This is a genomic window from Streptomyces sp. NPDC093225 (genome assembly GCF_044753805.1).
Taxonomy (GTDB): Bacteria; Actinomycetota; Actinomycetes; order Streptomycetales; family Streptomycetaceae; genus Streptomyces.
This window is the reverse complement of the sequence record NZ_JBIVNX010000020.1, coordinates 39,229-59,093: the sequence shown is the minus strand read 5'-3', so window position 1 is coordinate 59,093 and position 19,865 is coordinate 39,229. Positions and strand designations below refer to the sequence as shown.

Sequence of the window (19,865 nt, the reverse complement as noted above, 5' to 3'; positions counted from 1 at the left end):
GGCAAGGCCACCGCGGGCCGCCGCGGCCAGGGGGCCGGACGGGCTCTCGTACCCTCGTGGCATGGCCCCCCGCACCCCTCCCCCGAGCCGTCCCGTGGGCACGGTCACGCGCGGGACCACCAACCCGAACCGGCTGCGCCGCATGGACCGCTGGATCGCCGCGGTCCACGGCCCGGCCCTGCGCCGCGCCGACGCGCCCGTCGCCGTCGACCTCGGCTACGGCGCCGCGCCCTGGACCGCGGTCGAGCTGCTGGCCCGGCTGCGCGCCGAGGCCCCGCACGTGCGCGTGGTGGGCATCGAGATCGAACCGGCCCGGGTCACCGGCGCCAAGCCGTACGAGCGCGAGGGCCTCGTCTTCCGGCACGGCGGCTTCGAGGTCCCGCTGGACGGCGGCGAGCGGCCGGCGCTGATCCGGGCCGCGAACGTGCTGCGCCAGTACGACGAGGAACAGGTGACCGACGTGTGGGCGCGGCTGTGCGCACGGCTGGCCCCGGACGGGATCCTGGTCGAGGGCACCTGCGACGAGATCGGCCGGCGGCACGTGTGGGTCGCGTTGGGGCCCGAGGGGGCGCGCACGGTGACGTTCGCAACCCGGCTGGGCTCGCTGGACCGGCCCTCGGACCTCGCGGAGCGGCTGCCGAAGGCGCTGATCCACCGGAACGTGCCCGGGGAGCCGGTGCACGCGTTCCTGCGGGACTTCGACCGGGCCTGGGCGGCGGCCGCGCCGTACGCCTCGCTGGGTGCGCGCCAGCGCTGGATCCGTACGGCCAGGTCACTGGCGGCGGACTGGCCGCTGACGGACGGTCCGCGGCGTTGGCGGCAAGGGGAGTTGACCGTCCGCTGGGACGCGCTGCGCCCGGCGGAGGCGACGTAGCCCCCGCCCGCCACCGCGCCGGCCGCCCGAACGGCGGGTCCGCAAGCGGCCATCCGCGGGACACGTCGGAAGCGGCCACCGGGGTGGCGTGGACCCGGGACCCGGCCGCCTCGTAGCCTGCTCCCCGGGACGCCACGGGGGCTTCGTCCGGGCGACGCCGGCAAGGGGTGTCGGAATTCGCCGACTCGTGGCACCATCCCGAGTGACGACCACAAGTTACTGACGGTAAATCAGTTCGGCACAGCGGAAACGGCAGCGGAAGCACGTGGAAGCAGAGGCCGAGGGTCCTAGGGGGGACCGTGGAACCAGGGGGGACCGTGAACCGACGGCGCCGAGGCATCAGCGCGCTCACACTCATCTGCGCGATGGCCGTCGCGTCGGCCCCCGGCGCCGCGTTCGCCGCGCCGGCGCCCGAGCCGGGCCCGTCGAAGTCCCTCGAAGAGGTCCGCAAGGAGATAGAGGCCCTCTACCACCAGGCCGGCACCGCGACCGAGGCGTACAACCTCGCCGAGGAGCAGGCGCAGCGGCAGTCCGACCAGATCGTCACCATCGCCAAGCAGGTCGTCGCCACCCAGCAGCGCATCGCGGACCTCAAGAACCGCGCGGGCGCGGCCGCCCGGGCCCAGTACCGCACCGGCGGCCTGCCGCCGAGCGCGCAACTCGCACTCAGCGGCAGCCCGCAGCAGTTCCTGGACGGGGCGGACCGGCTCCGGCAGGGCGAGAAGGCCACGATGGGCATGCTCGGCGAACTGAACACCCACCAGGCCGACTTGCAGAAGTACGCGGCGGAGGCCAGCGCGCACTGGCAGACGCTGGAGGCCAACCGCAAGGCGAAGGAGACCGCGAAGAAGGAGATCGAGGCCAAGATCGCGGCGGCCAAGGCGCTGGAGGACCGGCTCGTCGCCGAAGAGAAGGCCCGACTGCTCCAGTTGGAGAAGGACGACGCCTACAAGAAGCAGGCGAAGTGGCTCAAGTCCGGCATCCTCAAGGAGATCAACGGCAAGGCCTCGCCGGCCGGCAAGGCCGCCATCGAGTTCGCGACGAAGCAGATCGGCAAGCCGTACGTCTGGGGCGCCGAGGGCCCGGACGGCTTCGACTGCTCGGGGCTGACCTCGCAGGCCTGGCTGGCGGCGGGCAAGCACATCCCGCGCACCTCGCAGGAGCAGCTGCGGCTGCTGCCGAAGGTCGCGATCAAGGACATGCGGCCCGGTGACCTGATCATCTACTTCGACGACGCGACCCACGTGGCGATGTACGTCGGCGACGGCGCGATGATCCACGCGCCGCGCCCGGGGCGGCACGTGACGATCGCGGGCGCGGGCTCGATGCCGATCAAGGCCGTCGTCCGGCCGGACGCGTAGCGGGGGCGGCACCGCCGCACGCCGACCGCGGGGCGCCACCGCCGCTACCGTCGCACCGCCGTCCCCACCGCCGCCGTGCGCCACCACTCCCGCCACCGGCCGCCCCGCCGCCCGCCGCGGGCGGGGCTCCCGTACGGGCGCGCGTGGAGGTTTCGTGAGGGGGCGGCGCAGGCCCTGTATCGTCCCTTGGACGCCCACCGTCGCACGGCGTGACCTTCGTCATCACCGAGCGCGGGCGTTCCCCCGGGAAACGGGCATATGACGGTGTCCCTTTTCACGACGGCATTCCCCATCGCCACCGGTACCGCTATGGTCCCCGTCGGAACCCTCGGGGGGAGGGAAGGAACCAGGACGATGCCCGTACCCGTACCGCGGCAGAGGGACACCCCGGCCGTGGAGAGCGGTCACACCGTGCTGCCCACCCCCGCGTCGCACGCCACGCAGCCCCTCACCCTGCTGGTCATCGAGGACGACCCGGTGGGCGGCCTCACGGTCCCCGAGATCCTCGACGCCGAGGGCCAGCGGATCCGCATCCGCACGGCCCGCAACCTCACCGAGGCGGAGCGGCTGCTCACGCCGGACGTGCACTGCATCCTGCTCGACCTGAGCCTGGGCCTGGCGGACCGCGCGTCCGTCCCCGTCCACGTGTCCGCGGGCGGCGGTGCGGGACCCGGCCCGGGTGCGGGTGCCGTCGTGACGGACGCCGCGCCGGACGCCGGGACCGCCGCCGGCGCGGGGACCCGTACCGCACCGGCCAACGGGTCCGCACCCGCGCCCGGCGCCGGACCGGGCCACGGCACCGGCCCGGCCGCGGACGCCGAGCCGGGACCGGAGCTGGCCGTCCTGCACCGGGTGCTGCGACTGGCCCCGCGCCACGCCGTCCTCGTCCTCACCTCGGAGGCGGACGCCGAGCGGGCCGCCGAGGCCGTCCGCGTGGGCGCCCAGGACTACCTCTTCCGCGACGAGCTCGACGGGCGCCTGCTGAGCCGGGCGATCCGGTACGCGGTGGAGCGCAAGCGGGCCGACATCGCGCAGTACAAGCTTGCAGAATCGAAACTGCGGGCCCAGGAGAACGCCCGCCTCGAGCGCGGCCTCCTGCCGATCCCCCTGCTCCAGGGCTCCGACCTGCGCTTCGCCGCCCGCTACCGGCCCGGCCGCAGCCGGGCCCTGCTCGGCGGTGACTTCTACGACGTCGTCCGCACCCCCGACGGCACCGTCCACGCCATGATCGGCGACGTCTGCGGCCACGGCCCGGACGAGGCCGCCCTCGGCGTCGAGCTGCGCATCGCGTGGCGCGCGCTGACCCTGGCCGGGCTGTGCGGGGACGAGCTGCTCGCCACGCTCCAGGAGGTCCTGGAGGTCGAGCGGGACAACGAGGAGATCTTCGCGACCCTCTGCACCGTGGACATCGCCCCCGACGGCCGCCGCGCGGGCCTGTGCCTGGCCGGGCACCCGGCCCCGCTGGCCGCCCGGCCGGGCGGTCCGGCACGGCTGCTGCCGTACGACGACAGCGGCCCGGCGCTCGGGCTGCTGCCGCGCGCCCGCTGGCCGCGCCGGCAGGTGGAGCTGGGCGGGACGTGGAGCCTGATGCTCTACACGGACGGTCTGATCGAGGGCCGGATCGGCGAGGGCCGCGAGCGCCTCGGGCAGGACGGCATGGTCGAGATGATCAACCGTCGGCTGGCCGAGGGGCTGTCCGGCGAGGCGCTCCTGGAGGCGGCCGTGACCGAGGCGCGCCGGCTCAACGGCGGCGAACTGACGGACGACGTGGCCGTGGTGCTGCTGGACCGCGCGGCGGAGCGCCGCCGCGCCGGAACGGCCTGAGGGCTGTCCCCTCAGGCCTCACGCCCGGCAGCTCCCACGTCTTGCGGCCCTTGCGGTCGACGCGCAGTGGCCGACCGGCGACCGCACGCGTCCGACAACGGTGCACCGGCCCATCACCGAGGTCACCTGCCGTGCACGGCGTCCCCGAGCACCTCCCCGCCGACCTGCCGTGCCAACCACTCCGCCCGGGGGAGATCCCCGAACTTGGACAGGTGGACGAACACCGTGTGCCGGTCGTCGGGAAGCTCTCGGTCTATGTCCAGGCTGTTGAACACGACTTGGACCGCCTCGTACTTCGCGTACGCCTCGAGATCGAGCTCCGGCACGTCCGGCCAGCTGCCGTCCCAGTAGATCGAGGCGGGGCCGGCGCCCAGGGCATGGACGAAGCGATCCTCCAGCTCATCGTCCACCGGCACGTCGGCGTCCACCCGGAACGGCAGCAACGTTGCGAACTCGTACGAATGAACGGGCAACGTGTCGGCCCGGTACTCATGGGTCCACCGGTACGAGTCGAACGGCAGGCCCTGTGCGGCGTAGACGGCCTTCGGCAGGACCCCCGCCATCCTCCACACGTCTTCGGCCGTCTGCAGCTCAGCGATCAACTCGACGACCGGGCCCCGCCTCTCCATCAGCGAGCACAGACGCCTCGCCAGGGCGAGGGTCTCCACTGCGCCGGCGCTCCTGAAAAGGGGATACGCCCTCGAATCACCCATGACCGCAACGATACTGTCCGGCGGACCTGGGTCGAGCAGCCCCTAGCGGCCGCCGTTGTACGGGCCGTACGGGCCGTCGCTGCTGCTGCCGCGGCGGCGACCGGTGCCGCTCACCCGGCGCAGCGCGGGGCGCACGTCGACGAAGAACACGATGGTGGCGATCAGGCCCGCGATCTGCAGGAACATCATGCCCAGGAACAGGTCGACCAGGACCGTGACGCCGAGGACCACCAGCCAGAAGGGCTTGGTCTGCTTGTCGGCGGCCCGGTACGCGTCCTCGCGCGCCGTCGCCGCGAGGACCAGCGCGGCCACCGCCGGAATCAGCGTGCCGTAGAACAGCGCGATCTGAAGGGCCGTGTCGAACCCCTGCATCAACATGCCGCCCACCGCCTCCTAGCGAATCTCCGACGGATCCAACCTACCCGCACAACGGGCCGGACACCCGGTTCGGTGCCCGGCCCGTCGCACTCGTGTGCTCCCGGCCCCCGTTCGCGCCGGACTACTCCGCGGACTCGGATGACTCGGCCGACCCGGCGGCCGACTTCTTGGCCGCCGGCTTGCGCGTGGCGGCGGGCCGGCGCGCCGCCTTCGGCTTCTCCTCGGAACCGGCCGCGGCCTCCTGCTCGGCCGGAGCCTCGACGACGGCGGCGATGTCGACGATCTCCTCGGCCACCTCGCCGCGCCAGGTCTTGACCGCCTGCTCGCCGCGCTCGGCGACCTTCTCGTACGTCTCCTTCGCCCGGACGGCGTACTCGGCGGCGAGGCCGAGGCTGCGCAGGGCGATGTCCTGGGCCTGCTCGCCCAGCTTCTTCAGGTCGGCGTCGAAGGTGCCGACGACCTCGGCGACCTTGGCGGTCACCGCGGCCTGGGCCTCCTTGGCCCGGTCCTGGACGACCTTGGGGTCGGTGTTGCGTACCGCCTCGATACGGGCCGGGGCCTCGGCCCGCAGCTGCTCGATCAGGCCGGGAACCTTCCGGGCCTGCTCCACGGCGATGTCGGCCGTGCCGGCGGCGAAGTAGAGGGGAGTGGGGTCGGCGAGGGTCTTACGCAGGTCATCGGCGATGGCCATCGGTGGTCCTCCCGGATCACGGTGCGGTGCACCGCGCGTGGCGCCCGGGGCATCGGGCCCCGGTGGCGTGCGGTGCGGTCGGTGCTACGGCGTCTTCGCGGGCGCGTCCTCGAGAGCGTTCTCCTTGCGGAACGACTCGTAGATCTGCAGGAGCACCTGTTTCTGGCGCTCGTTGATCGACGGGTCGGCGAGGATGACGGCGCGCGTCTCCACCTCGTCCGGTTCCCGCTCGTCGAGGATCCCGGCCCGTACGTAGAGCGTCTCGGCGGAGATCCGCAGCGCCTTGGCCAGCTGCTGGAGGATCTCGGCGCTGGGCTTGCGCAGCCCGCGCTCGATCTGGCTCAGGTACGGATTGGACACCCCCGCCGCATCGGCCAGCTGCCGCAGCGACAGCTGTGCCATCCGGCGCTGCTCACGCAGGTATTCGCCGAGATTTCCGACGTTGAGTGTCCCCATGTCCCGATCCTCCCCCACCCCGCTAACTTTTGCAAGCACACCGCTTGCACGAGTGTCGCGCCCTCGGGATCCGGCAGCTGTGCCTCGCAGCGATGGATGTCACCTCGCAACCCAAACCGTCACCGCACAGTCGTTCGCTCTGATGATGGTCCGGCGTCCACGCGACGCTGTCCCGTCGCGGTGTAGGTGGCAGACGTGGAGACAGAGGTGTCCGGCGCGCGTCAGCCTCGCGACGACATTTGTACAAGACGGGCAGCGGGCAGCGCAGGCATCGTCCCGTACATGGGACATGACGACGTCACGCACTTGCACGGGATGCATGTGGTCCACTACGGCCCGCGGCAGGCGCCGCCGCTGGTGCTCATCCACGGATCGGGATTCTCGGGCGGCTCCTGGAGCCCGGTGGTGCCGGCACTCACCGGCCAGTATCACGTCATCCGAGTCGACCTCCCGGGTCACGGCCAGTCCTCGCCCGCGCCGTCGTACGACGTGCCTGAGCAGGCGGGCCGCCTGGCCGCGGTGCTCGACGAGCTCGGTCTTCGTCCGGTCGCCGTGGTCGGGCACTCCAGCGGTGGATACATCGCCACCGCGCTCGCCGAACAGCGCCCTGACCTGGTTGGTTCGCTCGCGCTGATCAGCAGCGGCCCGAGTCCCGACGCGATCCTTCCGCAGCCCGTCCTCCTTCGGATGCTGATCGCCCCGCCGCTGGGGCCGCTCCTCTGGCCGATCCGCTCCGACGCGATGCTCCGCAGGGGGCTGACCGCGGTCTGCAACCGCCCGGTGGACATCCCGGACGACCTGGTCGCCGAGGTCCGGGGCATCGCTTATCGCACGTTGAGGACGGTGCTGCGCCGGAACGCCGCGTACATCGCCGAGCGGAGCGTGCCCGAGCGCCTCACCGCCCTCGACGCCCCGGTCCTGGTGATCTTCGGCGCTGCCGACCGCCGTTGGGATCCGTCCTCGGCACACCAATACGACGCGGTGCCGAACGCTCGCGTCGAGCAACTGCCCGGCGTCGGACACCTCCCCATGTTCGAAGCGCCGGAGGCGACCGGCGAGTTGCTGCTCTCCTTCGCGGCGGCAGGCCGCTGACACCGATCGGTAGCCTGGTGCCGTGTCGGCCACAGAGTCACCACCTGACTGGACGTCGGTGGAGGTCGCGGTCCCGCGGCAGTCGGAGCGGCTGCCCGGGATCAGCATGGCCGGGTTCGGTCAACGAGTCCCGGCGCTCGTGGACATCGCCATGGTCGCGCACCCGTCGGTCACCCTGTTCGTGGACCTGAGCGAAGGAGACGGCCTCGTCTACGACGCCCACGGCCGGTACGAACGCGGCAGCGCGGTCGTCGGGCTGATCCCGGGCGGCCTTCGGATCAGCGGCCGGACGGCCGAGGCGGTCCGGTGCCTCCAGATCCGGTTGTCGCCGGTCGTGGCGGCTGCGGTGCTCGGCGCATCGACCGAGCTCGTCGGGACGGTGGCCTCCCTGGAAGACGTCTGGGGTCGCGATGCCGGGCGAGCCGAGGACAGGCTGCGCGCCGCCACGTCGTGGGACGAACGGTTCACGATCGTGGCGGATGTCCTTGGCCGACGGCTGGACGCCCGCCCACCGCTCGATCCGGAGATCGCTGCTGCCTGGTGGCGGATGCGCGCCAGCCGGGGACAGGTGCGGGTCGACAGCCTGGCGAACGAGGTGGGATGGAGCCGTAAGCGCCTGTGGTCCCGCTTCCGGTCCCAGATCGGCCTCACTCCCAAGCGCGCCGCCCAGTTGGTGCGCTTCGACCACGCCGCCCACCTTCTCGCAGCGGGTGACGCCACTGCTCGGGTGGCGGCCGCAAGCGGCTACGTCGACCAGTCCCACCTCCACCGCGAGGTCAAGGCGTTTACCGGGGTGACGCCCACCGCCGTAGCCGCTGCGCCGTGGCTCGCGATCGACGACGTCGCGTGGCCGACTTCGTTCGCCGACCTGCCGCCTTCGCCCTCTGCGTTTCGGCAGGTCCCGGCGAGGTGAGCGCAGGTTCCACGAAGGGAGCAGGCGGCGGCCCTCAGGACTTGCCCGGATGAGAATCGGACAGCACGAACGAGAACGGGTGGGAAGCCGACAGATCCAATGCGACAGGACAGACGCTCCAGGTCACCGGCTCGTACCTCCACCGGGCCGGTGACAACTGAGCTGCGAAATCGCCGTTGGTGACAGCAAGCTCGCGATTGGTGACACCTACCACTGAGATTCCGGCGCGGCGCCGCAGGCCGGCCGCCGTCGCCGGTGACATCTATCGCTGCGAGTCACAGCAGCCCGGCACCCGGCGGACACCGGCCCGGACTGCGGGCAGGCCTTCCCTGCGATCACGCGGCGCCTCCTGGCCGGCCGGCCGGGACCTCCTACCGGGACGGCCCGCATGAGCCAAGTCACGAAATCCCGGAACGTGACGGGATTCGACTGCAGGGAAAGGATCGGAACGTGAATTCACCTGAAGGACGGCAGGCAACCGCATATCGAAGTGAAAGGACCCGGAACCATGACCAGCGACATCACGTGTTCGCACTGCCACCGGCCGACGGAAGAAGGCTGGCTGGTGATGTGGAATCCGCTCATGCTCCTGAATTTCGTCAACTGGCAGCCCGCCAGGCCCGGATACGTCCGGTTTAGGCGACCGAAGGGCTCCGAGAAGGTCATCGTCCCGCGCGCGGGTGGCAAGGGATGCCCCAGAGCTCGGATCTGCCGACCGTGCAAGAGCGTCACCTTCTCGTACGCGGAGCACCGGCTCGACTAGTCACCGAAAGGGCGACGCGAGGCCGGGCGTCAGGCCGCGGGGGTGCGCCAGACGGAGGCCAGGAGGAGGGCGCCGGGGACGATGCCGCCGGCGGTGGCCACGGCCCATGCGGGGGCGTCCAGGGCGGCCAGGGCGAGGGCGCCGAGGCCGCAGGCCGCGAGGGCGGCGCCCAGGACGTGGAGCGCCGGGCGGCGCCAGGAGGCGGCGAGGCCGAAGAAGTGCACGCCGACCACGAACGCGATCCAGCCCACGAAGGCGTGCGGGGCGTGCAGGACGCGGCTGATGACCAGGAGCCCGACGACCAGGGCCAGGACCTCGGCGGCCACGACGTACCAGTACCGACGGCCGAAGCCGGTGCGGGGAGCGGGGAGTTCGGCCCGGGAGCCACGACCGCGGCGCGTCACGAAGAGGGCCAGGAACGCGGCCACCGCGAGGAGGCGGACCGGGCGGGCGACGCCCTGCGGGAGGGCACCCGCGTTCGCCTGGACGAACACCACGCCGAAGGCGCCGCCGATGATTCTGCCGGTGAACTGACTGGTCATGATCATCAGCTTGTCATGGCGGCGCCAGGGCCGGGTGGACGCCCCCTAGGCGAGGGGGAGGCGACCCACGATCTGGTCGCCGCTGAGTTCGCCGGTCTTCTCGAAGCCCAGGCGGAGGTAGAACTCCTCGGGGCCCGTGGGGCCCGGGTGCCAGGTGACGGTGAGGGCGCTGCCGCCGCGGCGGCGGATCTCGGCGGCGACCGACTCGACGGCGAAGCGGCCGTACCCGCGCCCCTGCCGGTCGGCCGCGATGTTCAGGCGCCAGAGGCCGTCACGGGGCGGCTCCCCCGGGTTGAACTCGGCGCCGAAGAAGGCCATCAGGAAGCCGACGAGCTCCTCACCGTCGAAGATCACACGCGGCCAGGCCAGGTCGGGGTGGACGTAGGCCTCGGCCAGGGAACGCACGACGGGCGCCACCGCGTGCTGCTGGTCCGGGCGGACCGAGAGGGCGATCGCGGCGTCGATGTTGTCCGGGGTCACCGGCTCCAGTCGCGGGCCGGGCCCCGCGTCGGGTCGTGCTGTCATGATCGCGACTGTAGGGGACGGGACGGGCGGGCCGCATGCGGATTGCCCGCAACGGGCCGCCCCCGGCGGACCCCGGGGGCACCGCCGCTCTCGGGGCGCTGACCTGCGGAGGGCCCCAACCGCCTAGCCCGCGATGGGCGGTTCGGGCGCCCGTCGGCCCACGACCACGGTCGCCCCGAGTTCGTCGTCGGCCACGACCCGCGTCCGCAGCCCCGCCCGTTCGAAGGCGGCCGCGGTCAGGTCGGCCTGGTGCTCGCCGGTCTCGATCAGCAGGTGCCCGCCCGGCGCGAGCCAGCCGGGCGCCTGCGCGACGACCCTGCGCTGTACGTCCACCCCGTCCGCGCCGCCGTCCAGGGCGACCAACGGCTCGTGCTCGCGCGCCTCGGGCGGCAGCAGCCCGATCTCCCCGGTCGGCACGTACGGGGCGTTCGCCACCAGGACGTCCACCCGTCCGCGCAGCTCCGTCGGCAGCGGCCCGTACAGGTCGCCCTCGAAGACCCGGCCGCCGAAGGGGGCGAGGTTGCGGCGCGCGTACCGCACCGCCGCCGGCTCGACGTCCGCCGCGTACAGCCGCACCGCCGCCGCGCCGGCTCCCGGGTCCCCGGTCCGGCCCGGGTCCGCGGTGCCGTCCCCGACCCGCTCCCCCGCCCGGTCCGCGATGCGGGCCGCGACCGCGCCGCCCAGCGCGCCGACCCCGCAGCAGAGGTCGAGCAGGACCGAGCCCGCGCCGGGCGCCAGCCCGGCGGCCACCGCCACCAGGAACTCGCTCCGCCTCCGCGGTACGAAGGCCCCCGGCCCGACCGCCCAGCGCCGCCCGCAGAACTCCGCCCAGCCCAGCACGTGTTCCAGCGGATGGCCGGCGGCCCGGCGCGCCACCATCGCGGCCAACCCGCCGTCGGCCGGCCCCCCGTCGACCGAATCGCCGTCGACCGGACCGCCGGGGACCCACGCGCTGCCGGCCGACCGCTCCACGGCGGCCTCGATCAGCAGCCGGGCCTCCTCCTCCGCGAAGACGCAGCCCGCGGAGCGCAGCCGCCGCACCACGTCGTCGTACACCACGTCGTCGTACGGCGGTTCGGCCGCGAAGACGCCCGCCACGTCAGCCGCCCAGCCCGGCGAGGTCCAGCGCGGCGATGCGCTCCGGGTCCGCCAGGATGTTGATCTCGACGATGCGGCCGTCGACGATCGTCAGGTCCATGAGCGACTGCGGCCGCCCGTTCGGTGCGGCCATCGCGCCCGGCATGCCGTTGACCAGCACCGGCACCGACACCGCGCCCAGCTTCGAGAACATGAGCGCCTGCTGCGCCACCGCCGTCGCACCGCGCACCAGCTGCGCCATGCCGCCGGCCACCGCGCCCAGGTCCACGCGCAGCACCACGTCCGGGTCGAGGACGGTCAGCAGGCCGTCGAAGTCCCCGTCGCGCGCGGCCGCGAGGAAGGCCCCGACGACCTCCTTGCGCCTGCTCGTGTCCGTGTCCGGCCTCGGGGTGCCGCCCTGCACCCGCCGGCGGGCCCGGCTGGCCAGCTGCCGGGTCGCGGCCGGGGTCCTCTCCACGATCGGGGCGATGTCCTCGAACGGCACGGCGAACATGTCGTGCAGCACGAACGCCAGCCGCTCCGCCGGCCCGAGCTGGTCCAGGACCACGAGCAGGGCGTACCCGACGGAGTCCGACAGCAGTGCCTGCTGCTCGGGGTCGGCCCCGTCCTCGCGGCTGACCACCGGGTCGGGCAGCCGCTCGGGGAAGGCGTCCACGGACTCCTCCCGACGGGCCTTGCGGGAGCGCAGCTGGTCGAGGCAGACCCGGCCGACGACGGTGGTGAGCCAGCCGCCGAGGTTCTGCACGCCGCTCACGTCGGTCCGGTCCAGCCGGAACCACGCCTCCTGTACGGCGTCCTCCGCCTCGCTCAGGCTGCCCAGCATCCGGTAGGCCACCGCGCGCAGGTGCGGCCGGCTCTCCTCGAACCGGGCCGCCAGCAGATCACTGTCGTTCTGGGGCACCGCAGGCTCCATCCGTCGTCCTCGTCGGCCGTGTCGCACGTATGACGTACCGGGCGTGCCGATTGTGACACCTCAAGATCAACAACAGGGTGGGGAGGTCAGAAGATGTCCGGGCACCAGGGCCGCAGGGCCGTGCGGAACACGTCGTCCGCCAGCGCCGCCGCACCCGGCCGCTCCTCCGTGATCCGCCCCAGCACCGCCAACCGCGCGGCCGACACGTCGCCGAGGTAGAGCGCGCTCAACTCGGCGATGCCCAGGCGCAGGTCGGGCGCCTCGTCGGTCGGGGCGCACACGGGCCGCTCGCCGGTCGCGTCGAGCCGGTAGCGACCGCCGGCCGGGCCCTCCGGGTCCGCGACCTCGAGGACGAGGACGCCCGGGTGCTCGTACGTCCGCGCCTCCAGGGCCCGTACCACGTCCAGCAGGCGCACCCACAGCCAGTCGGCGCTCGTCACGATCGACGCGGCCCGCCGGTTGGGCAGCAGGTCGGGGACGAGGTCGTCGGGGGCCCGGTAGCCGGTGCGGACCTTGCGCACCCAGTCGATCGAGCACAGGAAGTGCCACAGCGCGCGCTCGGCCGCCGGGGTGACGGCGATCAGGTCGCGCACGGCCAGGGTCTGGTCGGGGGTCTTGGCGTCGGTCCACTTCTCGTCGGCCGGCGTGTAGACCGCCAGCCCTTCGGGCTCGCCGTCGGCCGACCGGTAGACGGCGTGGAACTTCTCCTTGTACGGGCGCCAGCTCACCGACTCCAGACCGGTGGCCAACTTCCACCAGCGCTCGTCGCGGTCGATCACGCCCGGCCGCAGGGCCCGCAGCCGTTCGTGGAGCTGCGGGCCGATCTCCCGCACCTCGGCGGCGTCGGCCAGGTCGACGCGGCCGCCGTCCTGCGGGCCCGCCCAGCGGCGGTCGAGGCCGGCGCGCAGGGTGTCGATCTCCCACTCGCACAGGGAGGTGGCGGGCGCGAACCCGTACCGACCGTAGATCGGGTACTCGGCGGCGATCAGGGTGGCGGCCACCTCGCCGCGCTCACGCGCGGCCGCGAGGTCGGCCGCCATCATGCGGCTGAGGATGCCGCGGCGCCGGTGGGTGGGGGCGACCACGACCCCGGAGACCGCGGTGGTGGGGATGCTCGCGCCGCCGGGCACGGTCAGCCGCTGGGCGAAGGACCGGAAGGTGGCCACGCACCGGCCGCTGTGGGTGTCGTACGCGCCCTGGCAGCGGTCCAGGCCCCCGTACTTGACCCGCTGCGCGATGTCGTCGTCGGTCGGGAACGCCGGCGTCAGGAAGCCGGTCAGCGTCGTCCGGACCCACTCCTTGACGTCGGATTCGGTGATCGTGCGGATCTCAACGGTCATCCCGTCACGCTAGGCCGCCCCGGATCGGGCCGTCACCCGAATTTCCCCCGTCCGGTCCCCCGTCCGGTCCCCCCGTCGGGCGGCGGCCGCCGGACGGGGGAAACGGAGGCGGGGAACCGGGCGCGGGGAAGCGGTCCGGCCGCCGCCGGACGGATCCGGCGGACCTCAGGCCAGCAGGTCGTCGACCTGCGCCTCGCCGTCGCGGTACCGGCGGGTGATCTCGGCACCGCAGTCGTCCGCCGTCCGCTGGAGCGCCTGGCGCCGCCGCGAGACCTGCTGCTCGTACCGGACCAGCCGGCCCATCCCCTCGTGCAGCTCCTCGTCCGTGCGGGCGCCGAGGTCCGACAGCTCGACGTCCGCGAGCATCTCGGCGGCCAGCCGCCGGTACTCCTCGCTGTGCGGGGTGCCCAGGGTGACGTGCCGGGCCGAGGCGCTGCGCCGGGAGGGCGCGTCGGCGAGGATCTCCGAGAGCCGGTCGACCACCGCGGCCTCCACGGCCACCGGCGCCGCGGGGTCGGCCCGCCGGCCCAGCTCGGCCCGCAGGATGTCGATCCGCCCCTGCAGCAGACGCCGGACGTAGCTCAGGTCCGCCTCGTCGCGCAGCGCCTCCCGACGCACGGTGCGCAGCTCCGGCAACCGCAGCAGGGCCAGGTCGTGCCGGGGGACCTCGGGCAGCCTGCCGCCGCCCGCCGGTCGGTCGCCCGGTCGGTCACCGGGTCGCTCGCCGATGCGCTGCGCCGGCGGACGCGCGGCCGTCGGGACGGGTCCGGAGGGCTGCCCGGTACCAGAAGTGCTCATCACGATTCATGTCCCCTCGCTCGGGCGCACGGCCTGCGTGCATCGTGCCACTCTCCGTGGGGGCGGTGCAGGCGCACGCCACCCGATCGGCCCCAGACGGGTGCACGCCTGCTACACAAGTGGTATGCGAGCAGTGGTTCAGCGCGTCGACGGCGCGAGCGTGGTGGTGGCGGGCGAGACGGTCGGGGAGATCGTCGGCGAGGGGCTGTGCGTCCTGGTGGGGGTGACCCACGACGACACCCCGGAGAAGGCGGCGCAGCTGGCGCGCAAGCTGTGGTCCGTACGGATCCTGGAGGGCGAGAAGTCCTGCTCGGACAGCGGGGCTCCGCTGCTGGTCATCTCCCAGTTCACGCTGTACGGCGACGCCCGCAAGGGGCGCCGGCCCACGTGGAACGCGGCGGCGCCCGGGCCGGTGGCCGAGCCGCTGGTCGACGAGGTGGTGGCGCAGCTGCGGGCGTTGGGCGCGACCGTGGAGACGGGCCGGTTCGGCGCGGACATGCGGGTCTCGCTGACGAACCACGGCCCGTTCACGGTACTGCTGGACGTCTGAGGCCGGCCTACGGCTCGACCACGACCTCCTGCGCCGCGGCCGTCGTGCCGGCCAGCAGCTCCGCGTCCACCGGAACGTTCCGCTTCAGCAGGCCGAGTGCGATGGGACCGAGCTCGTGGTGGCGCACCGAGGTGGTGACGAAGCCGAGCTGGCGGCCTTCCGGGCCGTCCGCCTTCAGTCGCAGCGGCGCGCCGTGCGGCGGCAGCACCACGTCGCTGCCGTCGAGGTGCAGGAAGACCAGCCGGCGCGGCGGCTTCCCCAGGTTGTGGACGCGCGCCACCGTCTCCTGGCCCCGGTAGCAGCCCTTCTGCAGGTGCACGGCGGTGCCGATCCAGCCCAGCTCGTGCGGGATGGTCCGGTGGTCGGTCTCCAGGCCGAGCCGCGGCCGGTGCGCCTCGACGCGCAGCGCCTCGTACGCCAGCAGTCCGGCGGCCGGCCCGTGCGCCGCGGCGAACGCCTCCAGGTCCGCGCGCGGCAGGAAGACGTCCCTGCCGTGCGCGGTCTCCCGTACGACGAGCTCCTTGCCGGGCTCGGCGATCGAGCCGGCCGGCAGGTGGACCACGGCGAAGTCGGCGGTCCGGTCGGCGACTTCCACCCGGTAGAAGAACTTCATCGACTCCAGGTAGGCGATCAGCGCCTCCTGCGTGCCGGGCTCGACGTGTGCCCATACGGTGTCGCCGTCGTCGACGAGGTAGAGCGCGTGCTCGATGTGGCCGTTCGCGGACAGGATCAGGGCCTCGGTGGCCAGGCCCGCGGGCAGCTCGCTGACGTGCTGGGTGAGCAGCAGGTGCAGCCAGCTCAGCCGCTCCGGTCCGGTGACGGCGACGACGCCGCGGTGCGAGAGGTCGACGAACCCGCGGCCCTCGGCGAGGGCGCGCTGCTCGCGGAAGAGGTCTCCGTAGTGCGCGGCGACGGCTTCGTCGGGGCCTTCCCCGGGGACGGCACCGGGCAGCGAGAGCAGAGGGCTGGCGAGGGTGGTCATACCGCCGATCCTACGACCGCCCGCCGGCGTCCGGTCGGGCCGCCGCCGCGCCGTGCTTCGCCGCGCAGTCCCGGCAGCGGCCGAAGATGGCGAAGTGCTTCATGTCCGTCTCGAAGCCGAACTCGGCGCGCAGCTTGGCGGTGAAGTCCGCGGCCACGTCGACGTCCGCCTCGATGACCTCGGTGCAGTCCCGGCAGACCAGGTGCAGGTGGTGGTGGCGGTCGGCGAGGTGGTACGTGGGGGCGCCGTGCCCGAGGTGGGCGTGCGAGACCAGGCCGAGCTCCTCCAGGAGCTCCAGGGTCCGGTAGACGGTGGAGATGTTCACGCCCGAGGCGGTCTTGCGCACCTCGCCCAGGATCTCGTCCGGGGTGGCGTGTTCGAGCGCGTCCACGGCCTCCAGGACAAGCTGGCGCTGCGGGGTCAGGCGGTAGCCGCGCTGCCGCAGGTCGCTCTTCCAGTCGGTGCTCACCACGGCCCCAGTGTAAGCGCGCCGCAGCGCACGCCGAAGGGGGCCGCGGCGGGCCGCGGTCCCCTTCGGGTCGCCGGGTCCGACGCCCGGCGGGAGCTCAGTGCTCGGCTCAGCGGAAGAAGGCGATGCCGTCGTCCGGCATGTCCGGGAGGTTGCGCGCCATCTCGGCGACCTCCTCCGGAGTGACGACCTTCTTGAGCTGCGCCGACATGTACGGGCGCAGCGGGACCTCCGGGGTGGTCTTCTCGCCGACCCACATGAGGTCGCCCTTGACGTACCCGTACAGGCGCTTGCCGCCGTTGTACGGGCCGGCGGCCGCGGTGCGGGCGACGGCGTCCGTGGCCAGGTCGATCTGCGGCTTCTGGTCGGCCAGCTCGCCGTACCAGACCTCGACGACGCCCTGGTCGCGGATCATGACGATCTCGACCTTGCGGTCCTTGTCGATGCGCCAGTAGCCGGACTCCGACTCCAGCGGGCGGACCTTGTTGCCCTCGCTGTCGAGGACCCAGGTGCGCGAGGTGTACTCCAGGAAGTCCCGGCCGTCGTGGCCGAAGACGACCTCCTGGCCGAAGTTGCACTTCTCTTCACCGGGGAAGTCGAAGACGCCAGCGCCCTCCCAGGTACCGAGGAGGAAGGCGAGCGGAACGAGTTCCGGCTTGAGGTCGGACGGGATCTGGATCATCAGTGGCTCAGGCGATCTCTGGGTGTCGAGGGGGATTCCGGGGTGGTCAGCGCTGACCCTGGTACAGCTTCTTCACGGCCAGGCCGGTGAAGGCGAGGACGCCGACGCAGACCAGGACCAGCAGGGAGGTGAAGAATGCCTCAAGCACGGGGTGCTCCTCGGACGATCGGTTGGGTCCCCCGGCGCTGCAGCCGGAAGGCGGCCGGAGGGAAGGCCGGTCCCAGCCTATCGGGCCGGGCCGGGCCGCTCTCTGCGAGGTTGCCCGTACGGGGGCCCGGCGCGCCCGGACTCCCCCTGCGGACCTGGTCCCGCGCTACCCGAGCAGCTGGTCCTGCAGCACGACCGTCTGGTGGAACGGCACCATCGGCACCGCCCCCTTCCGGGTCATCGTGACCAGTGCCTGCACGTCACCGGCCTCGATGCAGGCCGCCCGGGTCACCTCGGCCCCGACAGGCGCGGCCTCCCGGTAGACGTACGTCGGCGTGTTCCCGCCCGCGCCGAAGCCCTGGTCCCGTTCGAAGCCGGGCTGGGATCCCTTGACCTGCAGCCAGTCGCTGTCCAGCTCCAGCTCCTCGGCGCCGACCAGCTTCATGTTCAGGCCGCAGCGGCGGTTGGCGTGCACGAAGCCGGAGGAGGGGAAGCGCAGCAGGTAGATCCGGGTCCGGGTGCCGTCGGGCGTGCTCCAGCCGCGGACGGCGACCTGGCGCAGCCCGCCGTCGGTCAGCTCCTCGCGGAGCTCCGCCCGCTGGCCGGGGGCGTGCGCGGCGAGGAACTGCTCCGCCGTCGCCTTCAGGCCGGTCTCGGCACGGGAGCGGGCGGGCCCGGGCAGCAGCAGCGCGCCCAGCTCCGCGTAGTGGACTCCGTCCTTGTTGTCCGCGGCGAACGGCAGGGGCGCACCGGCGGGGAGCACGGGCTTGCCCAGCCGCGGATACGCCCACCGGCCGTCTTCGAGGGTGGCGAGCCCCGGCACGTCCGTGCGCTCCTGCGCGGCGATCCCGTACGCGACCCCGGAGGCGACGGCGCCGAACACGGCCACGGCGGCGGTCCCGCGCAGCACCGCGCGCAGCACGCGGCGGTCGCGCGGCGGCGCGGCGGAGTCGGCGGGGTCGGCATGGTCGGCGGACGGGGCCTCGGTCCCGTCGGCGGTCTGCTCGGTCACGGTCTGCTCGGTCACACGCGCTCCCCGGGGGACTTCACGTGGTCGAGCTGCTTGACCAGCAGCCCGACGGCGTCCTTGGTGTCGAACGGCTTGGGCCCGGAGGCGCGGAAGGTCACCAGGGTCCCGGGCAGGGACGCGGAACAGGTCAGCGTCTCGATGCCGTCCTTCCCCACCCGTGTCCCGTCCCGCCGGTTGCGGCCGGCCTGCGCGCACCTGGCCTCGGGGTAGCCGGGCACCTTGGGCGACTTCGCCCCGGTCTCGCCCACCAGCGCGAGCACCTCCTTGATGTACGAGGCGAACGGCTTCAGCCCGTCGCCCGCGGCCCGGGTGACGCGGATCTCGACGAGCACCCCGCCCGACGTGCTCCGGTAGCTGCGCCCCGCCATGCCGGTGAGCCGCAGCGTGTCGAGCGTGCGGTCGAGGTCCTTGCGCTCCGAGGCACTGAGGCCGTCGGCGTCCTCCTTCATGCGTGCGATCGCCACGGGGCCGGGCACGGTGAAGTCGTTGCCCTCCTCCCGCAGGTCGGGGCCGGGTACGTAGCCGACCGGCATCGGGAGCAGCAGGCCGGCGAGTGCGGTGGGCGGCACCGTGGGCGCCTCCTTGACCGCCGGGGCGGCGTCGGGCGCGCTCCAGTACCGGGTCGGGGCGGTCCGGTCGGCCTCTGCGATGCGGCCGACCCCCCAGACCCCGCCGCCGACGACGGCCGCCAGGCCGAGGGTTGCGGCCGTGAGGGTGATCGCGCGCTTCACAGCAGCTCCAGCTGTCGCTCGGCCAGCGAGATGACGTCCCACTCGGCGATGGTGCCGCGGTTGTCGGACACCCAGATGTCCAGGACGACGTTGCCGCGGCGGGCCAGGGCGCGGCCGTAGCGCATCGGGAGATAACCCGGCTTGGTCTTCGGCTCGGAGTAGACCCAGGCCAGACCGTTGGACTGGCTGACGCCGCGGACGGCGCGGCCGGAGTTGTCCGCGTGCTCCTCGTCCGACATGTAGAGGGACTGGCTCTCCTGATGGTCCTCCGCCGCCTCGTAGTCGCGGAACTGGACCAGCCGGACGTTCACGGACCGGCGGCCGTCCACCAGCCACTCGGTGCTGGCGATCCGCCGCACGTCGCGTTCCAGCAGGTGGGCCAGCATGTAGCCGGCGTCCTCGAACTCGGTCGCGTACGTGTCGACCGGCACGTAGGCCGGCCCCACCGTGACGGCGCCCTTGGGCGCCCGGAGCAGCAGCTCGCGCAGGTCGCCCTCGGTGGCGTGCCAGCGGTTGGCGTTCACGGAGCGGACCGTGGTGGCCGCGGTCGGCGGCTGCGGCGCGGCGTAGCGCAGGCCCGGCTGGGCCAGCGGGGGCAGCGGGGTGGGCTCGCGGTCGTACTGGACGGCGTAGCCGGTGGCGGTGCCGGCGACGACGCCGAGCACGGCGGCGGCCGCGATCAGCAGCGCGGTGCGGCCGCGGCGGCGGGTGCGCAGGGGCTCGGTCGGCGCGGCAGGGTCGGTCGGCTCGGCAGGCGCGACCGGATCGGTCGACCCGACCGGCACATCGTTCGCCGGCGGAAATTCCGGACCGGATTGGTCCGGTCTGGTCACGGTATGCGATTCCAGCCGCTCAGCGGCCGTCCGTTCCGGTTCCAAGGGTCCCCCCACAGGACGTGTCACGCAGGTGTTGGTCACCTGTGCACACACCAGAACACAGCCCCCCGGCCCGCGTCGCGGGCTCCCCGATCACGGTTTGATCTCCGGGGCGGCG

23 protein-coding genes are annotated in these 19,865 nt (G+C 73.3%); 7 read left to right on the top strand and 16 right to left on the bottom strand.

The window, feature by feature from the left end; translation table 11 throughout:
• Positions 1-61 precede the first annotated feature (61 nt).
• The 3 genes from ACIQCH_RS19825 to ACIQCH_RS19815 all read left to right on the top strand — a co-directional run bounded on the left by ACIQCH_RS19825 (position 62) and on the right by ACIQCH_RS19815 (position 4,059).
• A complete protein-coding gene (locus ACIQCH_RS19825; protein ID WP_402582494.1) occupies positions 62-874 on the top strand; it encodes a class I SAM-dependent methyltransferase in 813 nt (270 codons plus the stop codon).
• Between the two features lie 317 nt (positions 875-1,191).
• On the top strand, positions 1,192-2,235 hold the full coding sequence (locus ACIQCH_RS19820) for a C40 family peptidase (protein WP_402582492.1): 1,044 nt from the start codon (positions 1,192-1,194) through the stop codon (positions 2,233-2,235).
• Between the two features lie 354 nt (positions 2,236-2,589).
• On the top strand, positions 2,590-4,059 hold the full coding sequence (locus ACIQCH_RS19815; protein ID WP_402582490.1) for a PP2C family protein-serine/threonine phosphatase: 1,470 nt from the start codon (positions 2,590-2,592) through the stop codon (positions 4,057-4,059).
• A gap of 122 nt (positions 4,060-4,181) precedes the next feature.
• On the opposite strand, the gene ACIQCH_RS19810 is transcribed toward ACIQCH_RS19815, so the two are convergent.
• The 4 genes from ACIQCH_RS19810 to ACIQCH_RS19795 form a co-directional block, all read right to left on the bottom strand.
• The gene (locus ACIQCH_RS19810; RefSeq protein ID WP_402582488.1) at positions 4,182-4,772 is read right to left on the bottom strand and encodes a hypothetical protein; all 591 of its coding nucleotides are present in this window, start codon (positions 4,770-4,772) and stop codon (positions 4,182-4,184) included.
• A 42-nt stretch (positions 4,773-4,814) separates the two neighbouring features.
• Positions 4,815-5,150, bottom strand: a complete 336-nt coding sequence (locus ACIQCH_RS19805) for a DUF2516 family protein (protein ID WP_402582487.1) — start codon at positions 5,148-5,150, stop codon at positions 4,815-4,817.
• 121 nt (positions 5,151-5,271) lie between these two features.
• Positions 5,272-5,841 (bottom strand): hypothetical protein, encoded by a 570-nt coding sequence (locus ACIQCH_RS19800; RefSeq protein WP_402582485.1) that lies wholly within the window; start codon positions 5,839-5,841, stop codon positions 5,272-5,274.
• Positions 5,842-5,925: 84 nt separating this feature from the next.
• On the bottom strand, positions 5,926-6,297 hold the full coding sequence (locus tag ACIQCH_RS19795) for a helix-turn-helix domain-containing protein (protein ID WP_402582483.1): 372 nt from the start codon (positions 6,295-6,297) through the stop codon (positions 5,926-5,928).
• A gap of 282 nt (positions 6,298-6,579) precedes the next feature.
• Here ACIQCH_RS19795 and ACIQCH_RS19790 point away from each other — a divergent pair, with 282 nt between their 5' ends.
• The 3 genes from ACIQCH_RS19790 to ACIQCH_RS19780 all read left to right on the top strand — a co-directional run bounded on the left by ACIQCH_RS19790 (position 6,580) and on the right by ACIQCH_RS19780 (position 9,065).
• The gene (locus tag ACIQCH_RS19790; protein ID WP_402582481.1) at positions 6,580-7,389 is read left to right on the top strand and encodes an alpha/beta fold hydrolase; all 810 of its coding nucleotides are present in this window, start codon (positions 6,580-6,582) and stop codon (positions 7,387-7,389) included.
• Positions 7,390-7,495: 106 nt separating this feature from the next.
• On the top strand, positions 7,496-8,302 hold the full coding sequence (locus tag ACIQCH_RS19785; protein ID WP_402582628.1) for a helix-turn-helix domain-containing protein: 807 nt from the start codon (positions 7,496-7,498) through the stop codon (positions 8,300-8,302).
• A gap of 508 nt (positions 8,303-8,810) precedes the next feature.
• Positions 8,811-9,065, top strand: coding sequence for a hypothetical protein (locus ACIQCH_RS19780; protein WP_402582479.1), 255 nt, complete (start codon positions 8,811-8,813; stop codon positions 9,063-9,065).
• A gap of 29 nt (positions 9,066-9,094) precedes the next feature.
• Here ACIQCH_RS19780 and ACIQCH_RS19775 read toward each other — a convergent pair whose 3' ends face one another.
• The 6 genes from ACIQCH_RS19775 to ACIQCH_RS19750 form a co-directional block, all read right to left on the bottom strand.
• A complete protein-coding gene (locus ACIQCH_RS19775; protein WP_402582477.1) occupies positions 9,095-9,607 on the bottom strand; it encodes a hypothetical protein in 513 nt (170 codons plus the stop codon).
• A 45-nt stretch (positions 9,608-9,652) separates the two neighbouring features.
• Entirely contained in the window at positions 9,653-10,132 is a 480-nt protein-coding gene (locus tag ACIQCH_RS19770; protein WP_402582475.1) for a GNAT family N-acetyltransferase, read from the bottom strand.
• A 123-nt stretch (positions 10,133-10,255) separates the two neighbouring features.
• Positions 10,256-11,230 (bottom strand): putative protein N(5)-glutamine methyltransferase, encoded by a 975-nt coding sequence (locus ACIQCH_RS19765; protein WP_402582473.1) that lies wholly within the window; start codon positions 11,228-11,230, stop codon positions 10,256-10,258.
• 1 nt (position 11,231) lies between these two features.
• Complete coding sequence (locus ACIQCH_RS19760; RefSeq protein ID WP_402582472.1) at positions 11,232-12,143, bottom strand: sigma-70 family RNA polymerase sigma factor; 912 nt, start codon at positions 12,141-12,143, stop codon at positions 11,232-11,234.
• A gap of 86 nt (positions 12,144-12,229) precedes the next feature.
• Positions 12,230-13,483 (bottom strand): GNAT family N-acetyltransferase, encoded by a 1,254-nt coding sequence (locus ACIQCH_RS19755; protein WP_402582470.1) that lies wholly within the window; start codon positions 13,481-13,483, stop codon positions 12,230-12,232.
• Positions 13,484-13,648: 165 nt separating this feature from the next.
• Positions 13,649-14,281, bottom strand: a complete 633-nt coding sequence (locus tag ACIQCH_RS19750) for a hypothetical protein (protein WP_402582468.1) — start codon at positions 14,279-14,281, stop codon at positions 13,649-13,651.
• Between the two features lie 124 nt (positions 14,282-14,405).
• On the opposite strand from ACIQCH_RS19750, the gene dtd reads away from it, so the two are divergent.
• Positions 14,406-14,831: a D-aminoacyl-tRNA deacylase gene (dtd, locus tag ACIQCH_RS19745; protein ID WP_402582466.1), complete on the top strand. Its 426-nt coding sequence runs from the start codon at positions 14,406-14,408 to the stop codon at positions 14,829-14,831.
• Between the two features lie 7 nt (positions 14,832-14,838).
• On the opposite strand, the gene ACIQCH_RS19740 is transcribed toward dtd, so the two are convergent.
• The 6 genes from ACIQCH_RS19740 to ACIQCH_RS19715 all read right to left on the bottom strand — a co-directional run bounded on the left by ACIQCH_RS19740 (position 14,839) and on the right by ACIQCH_RS19715 (position 19,657).
• The gene (locus ACIQCH_RS19740; protein ID WP_402582464.1) at positions 14,839-15,813 is read right to left on the bottom strand and encodes a YgfZ/GcvT domain-containing protein; all 975 of its coding nucleotides are present in this window, start codon (positions 15,811-15,813) and stop codon (positions 14,839-14,841) included.
• Positions 15,814-15,823: 10 nt separating this feature from the next.
• The gene (locus ACIQCH_RS19735; protein WP_402582462.1) at positions 15,824-16,285 is read right to left on the bottom strand and encodes a Fur family transcriptional regulator; all 462 of its coding nucleotides are present in this window, start codon (positions 16,283-16,285) and stop codon (positions 15,824-15,826) included.
• 106 nt (positions 16,286-16,391) lie between these two features.
• A complete protein-coding gene (locus tag ACIQCH_RS19730) occupies positions 16,392-16,964 on the bottom strand; it encodes an FABP family protein (protein WP_402582460.1) in 573 nt (190 codons plus the stop codon).
• A 313-nt stretch (positions 16,965-17,277) separates the two neighbouring features.
• Positions 17,278-18,138 (bottom strand): hypothetical protein, encoded by an 861-nt coding sequence (locus ACIQCH_RS19725; RefSeq protein ID WP_402582459.1) that lies wholly within the window; start codon positions 18,136-18,138, stop codon positions 17,278-17,280.
• The gene (locus ACIQCH_RS19720; RefSeq protein ID WP_402582458.1) at positions 18,135-18,872 is read right to left on the bottom strand and encodes a hypothetical protein; all 738 of its coding nucleotides are present in this window, start codon (positions 18,870-18,872) and stop codon (positions 18,135-18,137) included. Before ACIQCH_RS19720 ends, ACIQCH_RS19725 begins: the two co-directional genes overlap by 4 nt.
• Positions 18,869-19,657 (bottom strand): hypothetical protein, encoded by a 789-nt coding sequence (locus tag ACIQCH_RS19715; protein WP_402582456.1) that lies wholly within the window; start codon positions 19,655-19,657, stop codon positions 18,869-18,871. Before ACIQCH_RS19715 ends, ACIQCH_RS19720 begins: the two co-directional genes overlap by 4 nt.
• Positions 19,658-19,865: the final 208 nt, after the last annotated feature.

What these genes read in the sequence shown, in the direction of transcription:
- ACIQCH_RS19815 (WP_402582490.1), top strand. Translation starts at nt 2,590, where the DNA reads ATGCCCGTACCCGTACCGCGGCAGAGGGACACCCCGGCCGTGGAGAGC.
- ACIQCH_RS19805 (WP_402582487.1), bottom strand. Translation starts at nt 5,150, where the DNA reads ATGTTGATGCAGGGGTTCGACACGGCCCTTCAGATCGCGCTGTTCTAC.
- ACIQCH_RS19795 (WP_402582483.1), bottom strand. Translation starts at nt 6,297, where the DNA reads ATGGGGACACTCAACGTCGGAAATCTCGGCGAATACCTGCGTGAGCAG.
- ACIQCH_RS19730 (WP_402582460.1), bottom strand. Translation starts at nt 16,964, where the DNA reads ATGATCCAGATCCCGTCCGACCTCAAGCCGGAACTCGTTCCGCTCGCC.
- ACIQCH_RS19825 (WP_402582494.1), top strand. Translation starts at nt 62, where the DNA reads ATGGCCCCCCGCACCCCTCCCCCGAGCCGTCCCGTGGGCACGGTCACG.
- ACIQCH_RS19810 (WP_402582488.1), bottom strand. Translation starts at nt 4,772, where the DNA reads ATGGGTGATTCGAGGGCGTATCCCCTTTTCAGGAGCGCCGGCGCAGTG.
- ACIQCH_RS19750 (WP_402582468.1), bottom strand. Translation starts at nt 14,281, where the DNA reads ATGAGCACTTCTGGTACCGGGCAGCCCTCCGGACCCGTCCCGACGGCC.
- ACIQCH_RS19780 (WP_402582479.1), top strand. Translation starts at nt 8,811, where the DNA reads ATGACCAGCGACATCACGTGTTCGCACTGCCACCGGCCGACGGAAGAA.
- ACIQCH_RS19775 (WP_402582477.1), bottom strand. Translation starts at nt 9,607, where the DNA reads ATGACCAGTCAGTTCACCGGCAGAATCATCGGCGGCGCCTTCGGCGTG.
- ACIQCH_RS19740 (WP_402582464.1), bottom strand. Translation starts at nt 15,813, where the DNA reads ATGACCACCCTCGCCAGCCCTCTGCTCTCGCTGCCCGGTGCCGTCCCC.
- ACIQCH_RS19790 (WP_402582481.1), top strand. Translation starts at nt 6,580, where the DNA reads ATGGGACATGACGACGTCACGCACTTGCACGGGATGCATGTGGTCCAC.
- ACIQCH_RS19755 (WP_402582470.1), bottom strand. Translation starts at nt 13,483, where the DNA reads ATGACCGTTGAGATCCGCACGATCACCGAATCCGACGTCAAGGAGTGG.
- ACIQCH_RS19770 (WP_402582475.1), bottom strand. Translation starts at nt 10,132, where the DNA reads ATGACAGCACGACCCGACGCGGGGCCCGGCCCGCGACTGGAGCCGGTG.
- dtd (WP_402582466.1), top strand. Translation starts at nt 14,406, where the DNA reads ATGCGAGCAGTGGTTCAGCGCGTCGACGGCGCGAGCGTGGTGGTGGCG.
- ACIQCH_RS19785 (WP_402582628.1), top strand. Translation starts at nt 7,496, where the DNA reads ATGGCCGGGTTCGGTCAACGAGTCCCGGCGCTCGTGGACATCGCCATG.
- ACIQCH_RS19800 (WP_402582485.1), bottom strand. Translation starts at nt 5,841, where the DNA reads ATGGCCATCGCCGATGACCTGCGTAAGACCCTCGCCGACCCCACTCCC.
- ACIQCH_RS19760 (WP_402582472.1), bottom strand. Translation starts at nt 12,143, where the DNA reads ATGGAGCCTGCGGTGCCCCAGAACGACAGTGATCTGCTGGCGGCCCGG.